The 16583-nt window shown below is 58.6% G+C and carries 11 protein-coding genes and 2 pseudogenes; 10 read left to right on the top strand and 3 right to left on the bottom strand.

Features of this window, described 5'->3' with window-relative positions; all coding sequences use genetic code 11:
* The first annotated feature begins 9 nt into the window (after positions 1 to 9).
* The 8 genes from trbE (at position 10) to YU9_RS40855 (ending at position 8032) form a co-directional block, all read left to right on the top strand.
* Entirely contained in the window at positions 10 to 2451 is a 2442-nt protein-coding gene (gene trbE / locus YU9_RS0103180; RefSeq protein WP_027571459.1) for a conjugal transfer protein TrbE, read from the top strand.
* A complete protein-coding gene (trbJ, locus tag YU9_RS0103175; RefSeq protein ID WP_027571458.1) occupies positions 2448 to 3176 on the top strand; it encodes a P-type conjugative transfer protein TrbJ in 729 nt (242 codons plus the stop codon). The genes trbE and trbJ overlap by 4 nt, the downstream gene beginning before the upstream one ends.
* Positions 3176 to 3547, top strand: coding sequence for a putative entry exclusion protein TrbK-alt (gene trbK-alt / locus YU9_RS45390; RefSeq protein WP_036016881.1), 372 nt, complete (start codon positions 3176 to 3178; stop codon positions 3545 to 3547). Before trbJ ends, trbK-alt begins: the two co-directional genes overlap by 1 nt.
* Positions 3544 to 4770, top strand: a complete 1227-nt coding sequence (gene trbL, locus YU9_RS0103170) for a P-type conjugative transfer protein TrbL (RefSeq protein ID WP_027571457.1) — start codon at positions 3544 to 3546, stop codon at positions 4768 to 4770. The genes trbK-alt and trbL overlap by 4 nt, the downstream gene beginning before the upstream one ends.
* A 92-nt stretch (positions 4771 to 4862) precedes the next feature.
* A complete protein-coding gene (trbF, locus tag YU9_RS0103165; RefSeq protein ID WP_027571456.1) occupies positions 4863 to 5546 on the top strand; it encodes a conjugal transfer protein TrbF in 684 nt (227 codons plus the stop codon).
* Between the two features lie 5 nt (positions 5547 to 5551).
* Positions 5552 to 6577 carry a P-type conjugative transfer protein TrbG gene (trbG, locus tag YU9_RS0103160; protein WP_036016879.1) on the top strand — a complete coding sequence of 342 codons (1026 nt, stop codon included), beginning with the start codon at positions 5552 to 5554 and terminating at the stop codon, positions 6575 to 6577.
* Positions 6574 to 7785 (top strand): TrbI/VirB10 family protein, encoded by a 1212-nt coding sequence (locus tag YU9_RS0103155; protein WP_027571454.1) that lies wholly within the window; start codon positions 6574 to 6576, stop codon positions 7783 to 7785. Before trbG ends, YU9_RS0103155 begins: the two co-directional genes overlap by 4 nt.
* Positions 7786 to 7789: 4 nt before the next feature.
* A complete protein-coding gene (locus YU9_RS40855) occupies positions 7790 to 8032 on the top strand; it encodes a DUF2274 domain-containing protein (RefSeq protein ID WP_036016877.1) in 243 nt (80 codons plus the stop codon).
* Positions 8033 to 8196: 164 nt separating this feature from the next.
* Here the strand turns inward: YU9_RS40855 and YU9_RS0103150 are convergent, their stop codons facing one another.
* Together YU9_RS0103150 and YU9_RS0103145 are read right to left on the bottom strand one after the other, a co-directional pair.
* Positions 8197 to 9105 (bottom strand): TauD/TfdA family dioxygenase, encoded by a 909-nt coding sequence (locus tag YU9_RS0103150; protein ID WP_027571453.1) that lies wholly within the window; start codon positions 9103 to 9105, stop codon positions 8197 to 8199.
* A 513-nt stretch (positions 9106 to 9618) separates the two neighbouring features.
* On the bottom strand, positions 9619 to 10248 hold the full coding sequence (locus tag YU9_RS0103145) for an FMN-binding negative transcriptional regulator (RefSeq protein WP_027571452.1): 630 nt from the start codon (positions 10246 to 10248) through the stop codon (positions 9619 to 9621).
* 2021 nt (positions 10249 to 12269) lie between these two features.
* On the opposite strand from YU9_RS0103145, the gene YU9_RS0103140 reads away from it, so the two are divergent.
* Positions 12270 to 12485 (top strand): cold-shock protein, encoded by a 216-nt coding sequence (locus tag YU9_RS0103140; protein WP_027571451.1) that lies wholly within the window; start codon positions 12270 to 12272, stop codon positions 12483 to 12485.
* A 2356-nt stretch (positions 12486 to 14841) separates the two neighbouring features.
* Here YU9_RS0103140 and YU9_RS49730 read toward each other — a convergent pair.
* Positions 14842 to 15100: pseudogene (locus tag YU9_RS49730) on the bottom strand (IS3 family transposase); the annotation flags it as partial.
* A gap of 746 nt (positions 15101 to 15846) precedes the next feature.
* Here YU9_RS49730 and YU9_RS45385 point away from each other — a divergent pair.
* Positions 15847 to 16033 (top strand): annotated as a pseudogene (locus YU9_RS45385) (transposase); the annotation flags it as partial.
* Between the last annotated feature and the right edge of the window lie 550 nt (positions 16034 to 16583).

Raw genomic sequence — 16583 nt, 5'->3', positions numbered from 1 at the left:
ATCTCGGTCATGATGAACCTTGCCGAATATCGCCATTTCAACGCCCGTCTTGCCGACTTTCTGCCCTGGGCAGCCTTGGTCGACGAGGGAATCATCCTCAACAAAGACGGTTCGTTCCAGCGGACGGCGAAGTTCCGTGGGCCTGACCTCGACAGCGCGGTACCGGCCGAACTTGTCGGCGTCGCCGGTCGCCTGAATAACGCCTTGCGTCGCCTGGGATCGGGCTGGGCCGTATTCGTCGAGGCGCAGCGTCATTTTGCGGGGGCCTACCCGCCTAGCTCCTTTCCGGATGTCGCGTCTGCGCTGGTTGATGCGGAACGCAGAGCTCAGTTCGAGGAGGCGGGTGCTCATTATGAGTCCAGCTACTTCCTGACCTTCCTCTATCTGCCTCCAGAGGAAGGGGCCGCCAGGGCAGAGCAACTGCTTTACGAGGGGCGCGACCGCACCGTCGGAGCCGACGCACGCGAGATCCTCCAGGGGTTTATCGACCAAACGAACCGCGTGCTTCAACTCGTCGAAGGGTTCATGCCGGAATGCATCTGGCTCGATGATCAGGACACGCTGACCTACCTGCATTCGACGATCTCGACCAAACGTCATCGCGTTCGGGTGCCAGAAATTCCGATGTACATCGATGCGCTTTTGGCGGACCAGCCGCTGACCGGCGGGCTCGAGCCGATGCTGGGTTCGGCCAATGTGCGGGTGCTGACTATTGTCGGCTTCCCGGGCACCACGACGCCGGGGATCCTGGACGACCTAAATCGTCTGGCGTTTTCGTATCGCTGGTCAACCCGGGCGATCATACTCGACAAGACCGACGCCACAAAGCTGTTGACCAAAATTCGTCGCCAGTGGTTCGCAAAGAGAAAGTCTATCGGCGCCATCCTCAAGGAGGTCATGACCAACGAGGCGTCGACGCTGCTCGATACCGACGCTCACAACAAAGCTATCGACGCCGACGCGGCGTTGCAGGAGCTTGGGTCGGATCAGATCGGACAAGCCTTTGTCACGGCAACCATTACCATCTGGGATCGCGATCCCAATGCGGCCGACGAAAAGCTACGGTTGGTCGAGAAGGTCATTCAGGGTCGCGATTTCACCTGCATGATCGAGACGGTGAACGCCGTCGAAGCTTGGCTCGGCAGTCTGCCGGGGCATGTCTATGCAAATGTGAGGCAGCCGCCGGTATCGACACTCAACCTCGCCCATATGATTCCGACGTCGGCCGTGTGGGCCGGCGAAGCCAGGGACCTGCACTTGAAGGGTCCGCCTCTTCTGTTTGGCAAGACCGAGGGATCAACACCGTTCCGATTCTCGCTCCACGTCGGTGACGTCGGCCATACCCTTGTGGTCGGACCGACGGGGGCTGGCAAGTCGGTACTGCTCGCTCTGATGGCACTGCAATTCCGCCGTTACCCGAACTCTCAAGTCTTTGCATTCGATTTCGGTGGTTCAATCCGGGCGGCCGCGCTCGCCATGGGGGGCGACTGGCATGATCTCGGCGGCGCGCTGTCCGACGGAAGCGAAAACCCCGTTGCGCTGCAGCCGCTGGCCTGGATCGATGATGCTTCCGAGCGCGGATGGGCCACGGAATGGATCTGCGCGATCCTGGCACGGGAAAAGGTCGAGATCACCCCGGAGGTCAAGGATCATTTGTGGTCAGCGCTGACATCTCTCGCCTCGGCCCCGAGCGAGGAACGCACCCTCACGGGCCTGTCAGTCCTGTTGCAATCGCACTCCCTAAAACGCGCCTTGCAACCCTATTGCCTGGGCGGATCCTCTGGCCGGTTGCTTGATGCCGAATTCGAGCGTCTCGGTGAGGCATCGGTCCAGGCGTTTGAGACCGAAGGCTTGATCGGAACGAGTGCTGCACCGGCCGTGCTGGCGTATCTCTTCCATCGTATTGGGGACCGTCTCGATGGCCGGCCGACGCTCCTTATTGTCGATGAGGGTTGGCTTGCCCTCGATGATGAGGATTTTGCCGGTCAGCTCCGGGAATGGCTAAAGACGCTTCGGAAGAAGAACGCGTCCGTCATCTTCGCCACCCAGTCGCTTTCTGACATCGATGGGTCCGCAATCGCGCCGGCAATCATCGAAAGCTGCCCGACCCGCCTGTTGCTGCCGAACGAACGCGCGATCGAACCGCAAATCACTGCCATCTACCGCCGCTTCGGCCTCAATGACCGCCAGATCGAGCTACTGAGCAGGGCCACGCCGAAGCGCGACTACTACTGTCAATCCCGTCGTGGCAACCGGATGTTCGAACTCGGGCTCGGCGAGGTTGCGCTCGCATTCACCGCGGCGTCGTCAAAGACAGACCAGGCTGCCATCGCGCAGCTCCTCGCCGAACACGGACCTGACGGCTTCGTGCCGGCCTGGCTCCAGCACCGTGGTGTCGCTTGGGCCCTAGACCTGGTCCCCAATCTCGTCAATCTGGAGAAATCGCTATGAAGCCTCTTGGTCTATTGGCGGCCGCTAGCGCCATCTCTCTTCTGCTTGGCGTCACGGTGCCCGCACGGGCGCTGATCGTCTTCGATCCCAACAACTACGTTCAGAACGTCCTGACCGCCGCACGAGAGCTGCAGCAGATCAACAATCAGATCACCTCGTTGCAGAACGAGGCGCAGATGCTGATCAACCAAGCGAAGAACCTGGCTAACCTGCCGTATTCCTCGCTGCAGCAACTGCAATCCTCGATCCAGCGCACCCAGCAATTGCTCGCCCAGGCGCAGCGCATCGCCTACGACGTCCAGCAGATTGATCGCGCCTTCTCGACGAGCTACGCGCCAGCTACTGGTAGCCAGTCCAGCCAAATGCTTGTCACAAACGCGCAATCGCGGTGGCAAAATACGTACGCGGCAACGCAAGACGCGCTCCGGGTTCAGGCCGGAATCGTCGGCAACCTCGATACCAATCGCATCCAAACGTCCGCACTTGTAACTTCAAGCCAAAGTGCCGGCGGCGCCCTGCAGGCAACTCAAGCCGGCAACCAGATCCTCGCGCTTCAAGCGCAACAGCTTGCCGATCTCACGGCGGCCGTGGCGGCGCAGGGTAGGGCGCAGAGCCTCGAAGCCGCTCAGCGCGCCTCAGCCCAGGATCTGGGGCGAGAGCAGCTCAGACGATTCCTGACGCCAGGACAGGGCTATCAATCCTCCAACGTGCAGATGTTCCATTGATGACCGATGTAAAGGCATTCAGGGCGCTCTCGCTGCTTACGACAATCGGCCTAGTGGCCGTCGCCGCCTGCACGATCCAACTCCGAGGTGGAGACGATTCTCCGCCGGCACCAAAGGCAGAGCAGACGACCTATCCAACCAGCGCCGACCTCGCGCGCTGCCGCGTCGTCGCTCCAGAGGAAACGGCAAGCTACCGCCATTGCCAGCAGGTTTGGTCCGAAAACCGGCGCCGCTTTTTTGGCAAGAAGAACGGTCCCGCAGATGCTGGTCAAAGCGATTCCACCACGGGCCTAGCGCCCGCCCCCAAGGATCAGAGCCGAATCCCACAAGGATATCCACCGCTGGCGATACCTGACACGAGCAAGCCATGACCGGTACGGGGATCATTGACCAGTTCCTGGAAACGTTCACACGTTATATCGACAACGGCTTCGGGCTGCTCGGTAGCGATGTTGGGTATCTCGCAGCGACCCTTGCCGCGATCGACATCACGCTCGCCGCGTTGTTCTGGAGTTGGGGAACGGACGAGGACATCATAGCGCGCCTCGTCAAGAAGACGCTCTTCGTCGGGGTCTTTGCCTACCTTATCGGCAACTGGAATAGCCTGGCGCGTATCATGTTCGAGAGCTTTGCCGGACTTGGGCTGAAAGCGTCTGGCTCAAGTCTCTCCGCGGCAGATTTCCTGCGACCGGGAAGGATCGCCCAAGTCGGACTCGACGCCGGTCGACCGCTGCTCGATTCCATTTCTAACCTAATGGGCTACATCAGTTTTTTCGAGAATTTCGTCCAGATCGTCGTTCTCCTGTTCGCTTGGGGCGTGGTGCTGCTCGCTTTCTTCATTCTGTCGATCCAGCTCTTCGTCACCCTGATTGAATTCAAGCTTACGACGCTGGCCGGCTTCGTGCTCATTCCCTTTGGCCTGTTTGGCAAGACCGCCTTTGCGGCGGAGCGGATTTTGGGCAACGTTATATCTTCAGGGATCAAGGTCCTCGTCCTGGCCGTCATCGTTGGCATCGGCTCGACCCTGTTCTCGCAGTTCACCTCTGGTTTCGGCGGCGCGCAGCCGACCATTGAAGACGCGATGACCCTGGTGCTTGCGGCGCTCTCTTTGCTGGGCCTCGGTATCTTCGGTCCGGGTATCGCAAACGGCCTAGTATCGGGCGGACCCCAACTCGGCGCCGGTGCCGCGATTGGAACAGGCCTTGCGGCGGGCGGCCTTGTTGCGGTAGGCGCAGGTGTCGCCGCCGGCGGTGCTGGTCTCGCTGGCGGCGCGATTGCAGGCGCCGCGCGCGGTAGCGGCACTGTCATTAGCGGAGCACCAGCCGCCTATCGAAGCGGCGGCCTTGCTGGCGTCGCGGAGGCCGGCGCCTCGGCTGCGATGAGTCCTTTGCGCCGAGCAGCGGCTGCCTTCGGGGGTGGCCAAGCCGGCGAGCAGGCCACGAGCACCTCGGCCGAAGGGCAGCCCGATTGGGCTCGCCGCATGAAGCGTGCTCAGACCATTCGGCACGGTGCCTCGGCTGCTGGCCACGCCGTCCGCTCGGGCGATCATGGTGGCAGTGGTTCCTCCGTTGACTTGTCCGAACGAGAGCGCTGAGGCGGACCAGTGCACCTCCGCCGCACAGCGCGCCTCAAATCCTTCCATCCCACGACTTGAAAGCGATCACTCGATATCAGGGTCAACCATCGATGTTCAAACGACCATCAGTTCACTACGGGCGCATGCCCGAGCCGATTACGCCTTATCAAAAGGCGGCGCAAGTGTGGGACGAACGCATTGGATCAGCGCGGGTGCAAGCCAAGAACTGGCGCCTGATGGCGTTCGGCTGCTTGATGATGTCGGCCGGTCTCGCTGGCAGCCTTGTCTGGCAATCTAACCAGGGATCGATCACGCCTTGGGTGGTAGAAGTCGATCATCTCGGCCAGGCCCAAAGGGTTGCGCCCGCCAACATCGACTATCGACCAACCGATGCGCAGATCGCTTACCATCTGGCGCGCTTTATCGAGGATGTCAGAGGTCTGCCAGCCGACGGCATCGTTCTGCGCCAAAACTGGCTCCATGCCTATGATTTTACGACCGATCGCGGCGCCGCTGCGCTCAACGACTACGCGCGCAACAATGATCCCTTTGCCAAGCTGGGTAAGGAGCAAATCTCCGTCGACGTATCGAGCGTCATTCGCGCTTCGTCAGAAAGCTTTCGGGTCGCGTGGACCCAGCGCGTCTACGACAACGGCGCGTTGAGTTCGATCGAGCGTTGGACGGCCATTCTCACCATCGTAATCGAAACGCCGCGCGATGCCGAACGCCTGCGCAAGAATCCCCTTGGCGTCTACGTCCGCGCCATCAACTGGTCGAAGGAGTTGAGTCAGTGAACGATATGACGTTAGAAGTATCTACGAAGCGTCGCATCCAACATCGTAGGCTCTATTCGGCTCGGCGCGAGTTCGTGAACTCGAAACGTGCATTTTTGTTCGCTCTCCTGCTTAGTTCGTCGATGCTTGGCGGGTGCGCGACCTACATTCCGCCGGAGATCAGCTATGACGCTGAAGTTCCTCCGTTGCCGGCACCGCCTGTGGCTCTCGACGACAAACCAAAACCCCTTCACGTTCCTCCCCTCTGGAAGCCAGCACTCGGCGGTAAGTCAGTAGGGAAGGAAGACGCGGAGCCGGTGAGCCGGGTCGAGACGGCAAACAGCGCGGCCCGTGTTGAGCCGCGCAAGCGGGGGTATTTCAACGCAGCCCAAATCTACGCCTACAGTCCCGGAGCGCTCTATCAGATTTACGCCGCACCGGGGCAAATAACGGATATCGCGCTCGAGGAGGGAGAACAGTTGACGGGATCAGGACCGATCGCGGCCGGAGATACCGTACGCTGGATCGTGGGCGATACCGAGAGCGGGAGCGGGGACACACGGCGCGTCCATATCCTGGTCAAGCCGACGCGAGCTTTGATCGAGACCAACCTCGTGGTCAATACTGACCGGCGCACCTACCTAATCGAGCTCCGCTCCCGCGAGCGGCCTTACATGCCCTCCGTTGCTTGGTACTATCCAGAAACTGTACGGGAACGATCGCGCTCGGTCGCTCTGAAGCCCGTCCTTCCGGAGCCGCCGCAGCGCATCTCCCGCTATGCCATCGAAGGGGACAGTCCTCCCTGGCGGCCGCTCGCCGCATATGACGATGGCCGCAAGGTCTACATCGAATTTCCGGCAGGGATCGTGCAAGGCGAGATGCCTCCGCTCTTCGTCATTGGTCCAGACGGCAAGAGCGAGCTGGTCAACTATCGCGCTTACGCCAACGTATTGATCGTCGATCGGCTGTTTGCTGCCGCCGAACTGCGGCTTGGGGGCGAGCATCAGCAGAAGGTCAGGATTGTCAGGACTGACGGGAGGCCGTCGACATGAACACCCGGAATGCAAACGATGAGGAGCAAGCAGTTCCCTCGGAGACACAAGGGGAGCAGTCCGAAAGTTTCCGCTTGAGAGCAGAGCATCCGCGCGTGATGCGGTTGTCGCGGAAGGTCTTAGCCGGCGGGAGCGCGGTTGCCCTGCTTGTCGTTGGCGGAGCGGTGCTGTGGTCGCTACAGAACAATCGCTCACGCAATCAAGCGGCCGATGGGCTTTACAGTACCGACCACCACAATGTGGCCGACGGCATAACGACGCTGCCGAAGGACTATACTGGCGTCCCGCGCCAGTCGATCCCGCAGCTTGGTCCGCCGCTCCCCGGGGACCTCGGTCGACCGATCGTCGCCGCTCAAGGTCAATTGCCGACGAGCGGCGCTGATCCGGACCAGCAGCGGCGGGATCAAGAGACCGAAGCTGCTCGCATCAGTCATCTATTCGCTTCGACCAATGGAAGTGAAGTACGTCCGCCCGTCGCTGCGGCTGTTGGAAGTGACCGCGCTGTGCCATCGAATGCAGCGGGGACCGGCGATGACGGATCCGCGCAAAACGGTCAAGACCGAAAGCTTGCCTTTGTGAGCGGTTCTGTGGATCGCCGCACGGTCAGTTCTGACCGCATCGCCAGGCCCGCTTCACCCTACATCATGCAGGCCGGAACTGTGATTCCGGGAGCTCTGATCACAGGGATTAGATCGGATCTTCCAGGCCAAATCACCGCGCAGGTGACCGAAAACGTATACGACACGCCCACCGGTCGGTTCTTGTTAGTGCCCCAAGGAGCGCGCCTAATCGGGGTCTATGATAGCCAAGTCACTTTCGGCCAGTCGCGCGTTCTGGTCGTTTGGACCCGACTGATCATGCCGAATGGACGTTCAATCGTTCTCGAGCGGCAGCCTGGCGCTGATACTGCCGGATATGCAGGCCTCGAAGATCAGGTCGAAAATCACTGGGGTGAACTGTTCAAGGCTGCGGCACTATCGACGTTTCTGGCGGTCGGGACCGAATTGGGTGCCGGCTCGGATACCAACAGCAACGACAGCGCAATCATCCAGGCGTTGCGACACGGCGCCTCCGACTCACTGAATCAAACCGGACAGCAGGTCGTTCGCCGCAGTCTCGGCATCCAGCCTACTCTAACTGTACGACCTGGATTCCCGGTTCGTGTTCTTGTCAATCATGACCTCATACTTACGCCCTACAGAGGGTGACACCATGCCAAAACTCAAAATTGGAGAGCTTCCAGACGACAAGCCGGTCAAAGTGAGTACGGAGCTGCCTGCGGCCGTGCATCGTGATCTCATTGCATATGCAGAAGCGCTTACGCGTCAGGGTGGCCAAGTGGTTGATCCGACTAAGCTCATCGCTCCCATGTTGGCGCGCTTTATGGCCACGGATCGAGGATTTTCTAAACTGAAACGTGAAGTCCACGTACCGGCCGCTGGCGAAGGACAGTGATGCTCAAGGTTTCCGAAACTGTTGGTCGAGGCTAAATCTAGGCGCTGCCAAGCTGGCGCCAAGAGCCGAGATATCTTGTCGGAAAGGTGTGTTCGCGCCCGATACAACTCCGATTACCAGGTTTTCTCAGTTTTCAGACGCGAGGCGTTGGGTGCCGACTGCAGTTATTTGGTCGCCTTGAAGCGCGTTACACTGCTCCGGCCATCGACGCTGACAGGCACGTCACCCTCGACCGTGGCCCGCCGTACGACGCGATGCTGGTCCCCGTAATCGTTGACCGCGTAATGCTGCGTTGCGCGGTTGTCCCATATTGCAATATCGCCCTCTATCCAGTTCCAGCGCACAGTGTTTTCGGGCGCGGTGATGTGAGATTGGAAAAGATCGAACAACTTTTGTCCGTCGTATTTGCCGATCCCTACAAAGTGCTTCACCAAGGTGCCGAGCACTAGCGTCCGCTCGCCTGTTTCGGGGTGGACGCGCACAACGGGATGCTCGGTCTCAAAAACCGTTCTGGTGAACACCTCGTCAAAGTGCTTCTTGTCGACCTCGCGGACACGCGCGATCCCGGCGTAATCGAAAACGTTGCTGTGAACGGCCCATAGGCTGTCGGCAAGCCGTTGTAGAGGCGGCGGCAGACCAAGATAAGCGGCAGCTGTGTTCGACCACACCGTGTCGCCTCCGAACCTTGGCATTACAACGGCCCGCAGGACCAAAATCTTGGGATAGGCGTCGGCGAAGGTTCCATCTGCATGCCAAACGTCTGCGCGACCGCCGCCGCGAGAGGAGTCCAGTTCGAGGAGCGACGCCATCCCCTTGGTGGCACCGAGCATCGGATGCGGCACTAACTTTCCGAGACGAGCGGCAAAGCGCTCCTGCTCGGCGTCATTGAGATGTCCTTGATTACGGAAGAAGATCACCTTGTGCTCGAGCAATAAGCTGTTGATCGCAGCGATCGCGTGATCCGGTAGATCGCCTGATAGCTTGATATTTTTGATTTCGGCGCCGATGCGCGCTGCACGTTTCACTACATCGGTGCTCGGAATGACGCCACCGATCAAAGCCGTTGTGCTCATGTTGCTTTTGTAAGCCCTTGCAGTTTTTCTCTCTCTCGCCTCTCGGAGCGAATGATCTTCAGCAAGCATCGTGCCAAGCGAAAGACGACCAGGTATCGCCAATGGCACCGAACGAATATGGTATTTGGCGCGAGTCATAGAAGCCGATGGTTGGACCGAGTGACGAAAGAACTCGATCATCGAACTTCCACTTCCAATGTCGAACTGTGAAGCCGAAGCGGAGAGCAGGAGGCGCCAACCCGGAACATCTTCAGTTATGCTTTTGTAATCATTCAATTGCGTTGAAAAAACAATGCTTCTGTAGAATTGGTAAACTTCATGCGAGATTGTGCCTCTGTCAGAATACGGACAAGTGTCTACAGCGCGGTAAGCTCGAGCTGACTGTTCGGTTAGTAAATGTGGCGAGGTAATTATATTGCCCAGGTTAATCTCTACTAATGCCGCTGGAGCGTGTAAGAGCTGCAGATGTAATGTCCATCGGCGCTGTTGGCCACGGTCATGCACATTATCGTTTCAGTCCTGAGCCAGGATAAGAGCTGCAACTTCCTGGTCCTGTGCCAGTTTGCTCGCCGCTAGGCCGGTGGCGACACCAACGCGATCAGGCGTAGGGCGGTTTTGGCTCATCTTGCGCTTGCCTTCTACCATAGTGATCGGGATGCGCACGCCGACGATTTCACGCAAATGGACGGCAATGAAATCCGCGGGAGCATCGCTGACTGCCCAGGGCGTCGCACGTGACATCTCATGGATATTCGTCAGACGCGTCACGATCTCAAGCAGGCGTTTAGGATCCTCGAAGAACTCAATCGGCCCATGGACGTGGACCGCGATGTAATTCCATGTAGGCACCACGCGTTCAGTTTGACGCTTGCTTGGATACCAGGATGGTGTCACATAAGCCTCTGCGCCACTAAAGATCGCCAGAGCTTCTCCAATCGGGGCCGTGCGCCATTGCGGATTGCCCTTCGCCAAGTGCCCGTACAGTGCGCCGTGTTTGCCTTCGCTCTCGTCGAGGAAGAGCGGAAGAGGCGTCGCAAGTGGCCCATCTGATGTCGCTGTGATCAGGTTGGCCAATCGGGCGCAGCGGATTGTCGCTCGAATGCTCTCGAGGTCGTAATCTCGAAAGTGGGCTGGTATGTACATAGAGGGTCTCCGGTGGCTGTCGTCCAGATAAAACGCAAGTCAAGAAGCTAGAAAACCGCCAGTTTCAGTAGCTCGCGTAGAGGTGCTCCGCTTTCTCTCTTGACGTGAAGTTTTCGGATTGTCTGGGACGTGACCTGCCACTAAGTATTTGTTCCAGAAGGCCTGGATCGTAGCGCAACTGTATCGCAACATTTCTCGTTCTGCCGCCGGTCCGACAGACTTTGAGACGATAACCGTAGCCATCCAGCGTACTGCTCTGACTTAATTCAGATGAAGTTCGAGGGATGTCTGGCACTTTGATTGGAGAGGATCTCACAGTTCTGCTTCAGAAAGTCGGTTTGAAGCTCAGGAGCCTCGGTGATCGCGCAAACGCGCCCGCAAGGACCTACCAAGAATGGTCGGTCGCACTGTTACGGGAAGTTAGTTATACCGTCGCTCTCAACGAGGGGGATCCGTGCCTTACAGTATTAGGTGTCATCGAACGGGGTTTAGCCGGAGGCATTTTTCGGTTCAAAGTTTGAGCGCAAGAGAAGCCCTGTGTAAGTCGGAGTGTCTTGAGAGATCGGGAGTAGACATAGACTATATTGATACTCCCTCAGGCGGACGTGTCGACCTCCGCACGCTCCGGAAGCTGGCTGAGACGGAGGGCGGCTTCGAACAAGAAATTCCCAGCCAATGATGGTGATCATACCTGCGCTTTCAGGAAAATACTCAAACATTTGAGCTCGCACCTACGAAGCCCTGTCACTTCAAAGCGCTGGCGCCTTCACGTTTCGATGCGATAGTACCTGGTGCATCGAGCGCGATGGTCTGCACCGGGGTCGTGTCGGTTTCGGCCTGGAATCTCAGAGGCACTTCTTCGGATACCAGTGGGCCGGCCAATTTAGGTTGTCTCGAATACGCGCATCGTTGCCCTCTCTAGCATCCATCAACTTCGCGCAGATTCCACCATGCACAACAACTAATAAGACGAGCGGCTGCCATGAACGATGGACATTGATTTGGTTCACTCTCAAGAGCGCGGCTACTCAAGCGAGTTCAGTATTGCGAGCTGCCTCGGACTGCCACCGAAGCAGTGTCCCCTGCCGTTAAGATTGTTTCGTCGAGAAGATGCTGCGCATTTCAGGATGCGTTTAGAAGACCGTTCACAGTCTTCAAGCCGAGCCCGTCTTACGGCAGGATGCATGATCCGACGCAGCAGCCTAATCTGCACAGTAGGCGACCGTTGTTGAGCCACGAGCCTACGACCGTTTTCCGGGCCGGCAGCCTCAAGCCGAGACCTTACTCACCATAGCGAAGTACGTGCAGATTGCCGAGTGACGCGCACGTGAGGTGCGGCGCGGTTTTGGTCCGGCGCAAACGATCCATGCTTGCTTGGGCCTGCCAGTCCAGCTTCGCGAACTGTCCTAGACATGCACTAGTTCCGGCGCTTGACCTTGCGCGGCACTTAGCTAGCCGAGGCGCCACGCTGACATAAAGAGGATTTGACGTCAGGGCCTGTGAAACAGGCAGTGTGATTTTGCTTTGGGAGGAGTTCCTGGTTCATAGTAGCCAGCGGGAGCGAAGATAAAACAGAAATCCGGACCGGGCAAAGCACCGGCAGAACAAGTTGTAAAAAGACATTAGGCGACAAAGCCGGCCGGCATTATTCGGCGGAAGAGAGGATCCGCATGGTGCTGTGCACGGAATGGAGAACATCTCGAGATCCGCCGCCCAGAATGCATTGCCGCCTCGATGTACTACAGCTGGTTCAAGGAGTCTGACGACGGACGTCAGCTCTCAAACGAATGTCGACAACTTGACCCTGCAGCCCGCTACGAAGTCCCCGCTGAACCTCCAATTCTCAATTCGGCACGGCCCTTGCTTGGTTAGGGGTACCATCACGTATTGCTCCAGATACGGCGATGTTAGGGGCGGGCTCGGCGTCACGAGCGTCTGGTCCGCCCCGCCGATTCGCTGCGGCTTGCGAATCCGGTGCCCAAGCGGCCATGCCATAGCCTTGAACACACGTTAGATCAGAGATGCAGACTGGAACGGTAGTCTCCTACAGTGTTGAGAAGGGCTGGGGCTTCATCAGACCCGACAACTGCGACGGCATGGATTTGTTCGTGCACATTTCGGACCTTTGCGACTGCGCAGGCGCTGATCTGGTGCCGGGGACGCGCGTGTCTTTCGATCGTCACTTCAACAAACGCCGCTCGAAGTACAGAGCCGCCGAGGTCAGAGTAATCAATTGAGATGCCGTATTTTCTGAAGCACGCGTTGCTTATCATTTGATATCGGAAAGGCGATGCAGGAGCGCGTCCCTTGCAGAGCGCAAAAAATTGACGGCTTCCTCTCTGTACGTTCAGGTCGATCTTCAGAAGAATCTTGCCCACTCCAAGATTCCTTTTGGCGTAGTGACGTGCCACCTGGATGCCGTGAGCAATCCTGGTCAAAATCGTTCAATGAAGCATCGAAGATGTTGGACAAGTTTTGAACGCCGGGGTCATCAGACGGCAGCGTTTCGGCACGGAACTCGTACAAATACGATCGTCCCCAAACAACCGAAACTGGACGGCCGCGCCGATGGATCATACATGGAGTCGGCGACGCCCGCGGTGACGCTCAGCGTAGTGCAGTCGACGATCTTAACGAGATCCTAGCCACGCCGCGTGTATTGGCCATCGGTATGTCCCAGACATGCCAACAACGCGGCGCTGAGCGTAGCGAAGATCAGACACGAACAGGCTATGGACGATGCGCGCTTTCACTTACTCGCTCTCGACATTAAGTTCGGCCAGCCGCTGATCGAGTTCTCGGATCGAGTTAACTACCTCGAGGCCGAACTCGCGCCAGCCCGCGACGGAGTCTTCGTCGGGAGTCCTACAATGAGGCGCCTTTGCTGGGTGCAAGTGCGCAGCACCTCCAGCGCTTTGATCTCACCGTGATTGTTTCAGATCTCGCAGGAGAGCCAGATTTCGGCTGCGCGATTGGGGGTACTAGACGCGTTATCTTCACCGGCGGCCCGATCGCACAATTCCGTCGGTTTCTTACGCGCTACGGGCTCTGATGCTGCTGCCCTCACGACTCTTTGCCGCTTTCCACGGCCTTTTGTCGCCGTACTTGACGCCGATTTCGTTTCGCAGACGCCGCTTTCACAATCGGGTTCCGCCTTACCGTCGTTCCGTTGCTCAATCCGGCGAAATGGTATTGGCGCGCTCTTCTCCTAGGAGCGGCTGCCATAGTGTCTTAGCGTCATGTGGTTTGGCGCTTCGCGGATACGCTGGTGCCGCTCGGCTGGACTGCGGGCGCGCTTCCTCATGCGGACTTAATCGAGCGGACGTTGGCACTGTTTAACGAGCCGAGCGTTGTCGAGTTGAAGATTCGCATGCTCGAAGCGCTACTGTGCCGTCCTCGTCCTCGTCCATTGCGACTCGAATCAACCCGGACCTGACGCCTTATCGTGGAGGAATACGGTGATCTGTTGCCGTACTCGAGCGCTTGTTCCTATCGACGAACAGATGCTCTTCAGATCGTCCCAGAGCTAGTTGGAGGATCAAGTCGGGCTGGAGGACAGGCGCAGTCCGCCCCTGCCATAACTTGCGGGATCGACGATGCTTGAAAGTAGAGATCCAAGACAGGCCAAGTCGGCAGCGTCCTTCATCAAAAGCCCCGTGAAGATGACGTTGCCCTGGCATGCGGCCTGCCCGGTCACGACACCGATCACAGTCCATCCGAACCCATCGCGTCAGACCGCGTAGCGAGCTAATCTGGGTGAGAGCTCGATCGCGTTTCACCACTGTGCTTTTAGCCGACGCGGCGCTATGGTATGCTTTGCCACTCAGACAAGTCTCGCGGATACCCATCTTTGTAGGATCGCCAGCCCACGGCCAATGACATCTCGCGTTTGCCAACTCTTCTGCTGCTATGACTTGCGAGATATACTGGCCTAAAACCTGGCCCATCAAACGGGAGGGCGCATCCTCCCGGCACGATGATGATCTCGGCTAGCCCGGCGTAGGTTTCATACCTCCATTGCCTAGCTAACTACCGGGTTAACCCCTTTGATATTGACGGCAACGCAGGTGCGACTCGGCGCCTTTCCTCAAGAGAACTCGACGCTGTCCCTGCCGCGCCCACGCTGCCGGTGAAGTTAGCCCCGACGTGACTCGGCGCTTGTGCTGGTCCGAAAAAGCGCTGTCCCTACCACGCCCCACTAACTTCAGTGGCCAACTTTGCCATAACAACGCTAACCACCTCGCCTTTCGCGGGAGTGTCTCAAGCTCCCACAGGCCGCGGAATTGTAGCGCCAAGAGCGATCAAGGGACGCCTACCAGGATTGGTGGCTGGCCTACGGCGTAAAGGCGCACTATCGGTGTGGTAATGACCGCACGAGATGGGCACATGCACATCAACACGATTGCCCGCGCCAAGCTTGGGCAATTACGGGCGCTCACCTCAGCCACGTAGAAACGGACCCAGCATATCTGGCGAGGATGCAGACAAGCCGGCACTACAACCGTAGTGATACGGGCGTGGCGTGTGCGATGCTACGAGCCGCATGCAGGTTGACGACGTGCTCAAGCTTTAACTCAGTGAGCTGCTGCCGGTTTAATGGACACCGGGTTCAGCTAAACCCGTCTTGCGCCCGAACTCAACCGGGCTGACATAGGCGTGGTGGAGTCCCTGCGGGGTCTTGTTGCAAAATCTTTCAGTTTAGCTAAACACGTTGGCGCGTGCGTCTGGTTCTGTAGATCTTTCCTGCCGTCCGTTCGGTCTTGAGAAGAGAAGACGCTCTCCGTGGCCGCATCGTCCCACACTTCCCGGAACGGCTCATGCTGCAAAGGATGCCATCGTCGGCCATCAGGCGCTACAACTGCTCGCTCGTGTGCCGGCGCACCAGTCGGGTGCTTCGCGATGATGGATGATACCTGGGCGACAACGCTACTTTCAAGCCGCCACCAAATATCTCACTGGCCGACGCATTCCATCGCGACAGCAACTGACGCCGCATGGCCGGCGCTACGGGCGAGTCCTCATCAGTTCGGAGAGGTCGCCGGGCCCAAAGATATCCATTTGGCCCTGTTTAGACTACGCACCCTCACGATCCGCAAACAACATTGGGAAAACGGCCTTAAACTGGCTCCAAGGCTGCAAGCCAATCCCGCTGTCGACCGTGTTTTGCACCCAGCACCAGTTCCCCAAGCTTCGGTGGACATCAATGCCAGTCACCCGTCGCATTCGCGACTCCTGCCAGACACGATGACCCGAGAACTTAGGGCTGGTCGCCTCTGACACGCCGAGAGTGCGAATCCGTAGTTGTCGTGTCGCCCGCAGCTCCCGTCAGGTCATTTGGAGCCGAGAGTTTTTAGGCGCGAGCAGCCTTTTCGGAGTTGTGCTGAAGCGATGCCGCGCGCTCAGCTAGCGAGCGTAGCAGGGACAGCGTGGGGTTCTCACTCACTCGAGGCGCCGAGGCACGTCCGCGCTGCTCCGGAGGCGACATGGTGCATCGACAGCTAGGAATCCAAGCCGAGGCACCGGAAGCACGGTGCGGGCAGCCCGATATACACACGACACATGCAGGCCGCATTGATATCACGCGGGCTGCACTGCAGGATCAGCCGGTTCAACAGCCCGCAGAAGCTGGTGAGCTATTTCGGGCTGAACCCACGGGTGCGGCAGTCGGGACTGGGAGCCGCCCATCACGGTCGCATCAGCAAGATCGGCCGCAGTCACGCGCGCGCCATGCTGGTCGAGGCGGCCTTGGCTGCGCCCAAGGCACCCCGGTCCACTGCATGCGTTTGGTACTTCCGGTTCTGGCCGCGGCGGGCGATCTTAGCGATAGGCCATCGCACGCAGGTTAACTCCAGGGCCGCACGCCCATCTCACAGGTTGACCGTCACGGTCTGGGTGAGTCCTAGTGGCTCCAAGATTTCGTTGGCATAGGAGCAGCTTCGGCTATGCCAACGTATAGCTTTCGAAGGAATTCCTCCGCCGGCATTTATGAGGAGGATACGATCACTGCGTAGCCGAGGCGACGCCATGGGAGGCCATACAGTTGATCACACTTAAATCTGTTCAGATGAGTTTTCGTCATCCGGATTGGGACTGTACTGCGCATTCCAGAACACGAACGCGGAGATCGCAGAGCAAGCTTGGCAATGCGCTCGGCACGGAACAGGTTGGCCGCGGCTGGCGGACAGTTCTTCTCTAGAACCGCATGAATTCAGGGCTAAGAGGTTAACTTGAAGGCGGCTCTCCGCTCTCCTCGCTGGACCAGACGGGAAGATGAACTGTTGCGCGAGCTTGTTGATGCAGGCGCGCCTGTGGAATCCATTTGCGAAACGCTCAAC

Origin of the sequence: Bradyrhizobium sp. WSM1743, assembly GCF_000473065.1 — a bacterium.
Classification (GTDB): domain Bacteria; phylum Pseudomonadota; class Alphaproteobacteria; order Rhizobiales; family Xanthobacteraceae; genus Bradyrhizobium.
This window is presented reverse-complemented; position numbering and strand designations above follow the sequence as displayed.

Excerpts from the sequence above, each read along its gene's own strand:
- trbK-alt (WP_036016881.1), top strand. The coding sequence starts at position 3,176 with ATGACCGATGTAAAGGCATTCAGGGCGCTCTCGCTGCTTACGACAATC.
- trbL (WP_027571457.1), top strand. The coding sequence starts at position 3,544 with ATGACCGGTACGGGGATCATTGACCAGTTCCTGGAAACGTTCACACGT.
- YU9_RS0103140 (WP_027571451.1), top strand. The coding sequence starts at position 12,270 with ATGCAGACTGGAACGGTAGTCTCCTACAGTGTTGAGAAGGGCTGGGGC.
- YU9_RS0103155 (WP_027571454.1), top strand. The coding sequence starts at position 6,574 with ATGAACACCCGGAATGCAAACGATGAGGAGCAAGCAGTTCCCTCGGAG.
- YU9_RS0103150 (WP_027571453.1), bottom strand. The coding sequence starts at position 9,105 with ATGAGCACAACGGCTTTGATCGGTGGCGTCATTCCGAGCACCGATGTA.
- trbE (WP_027571459.1), top strand. The coding sequence starts at position 10 with ATGATGAACCTTGCCGAATATCGCCATTTCAACGCCCGTCTTGCCGAC.
- trbG (WP_036016879.1), top strand. The coding sequence starts at position 5,552 with ATGACGTTAGAAGTATCTACGAAGCGTCGCATCCAACATCGTAGGCTC.
- YU9_RS40855 (WP_036016877.1), top strand. The coding sequence starts at position 7,790 with ATGCCAAAACTCAAAATTGGAGAGCTTCCAGACGACAAGCCGGTCAAA.
- trbJ (WP_027571458.1), top strand. The coding sequence starts at position 2,448 with ATGAAGCCTCTTGGTCTATTGGCGGCCGCTAGCGCCATCTCTCTTCTG.
- trbF (WP_027571456.1), top strand. The coding sequence starts at position 4,863 with ATGTTCAAACGACCATCAGTTCACTACGGGCGCATGCCCGAGCCGATT.
- YU9_RS0103145 (WP_027571452.1), bottom strand. The coding sequence starts at position 10,248 with ATGTACATACCAGCCCACTTTCGAGATTACGACCTCGAGAGCATTCGA.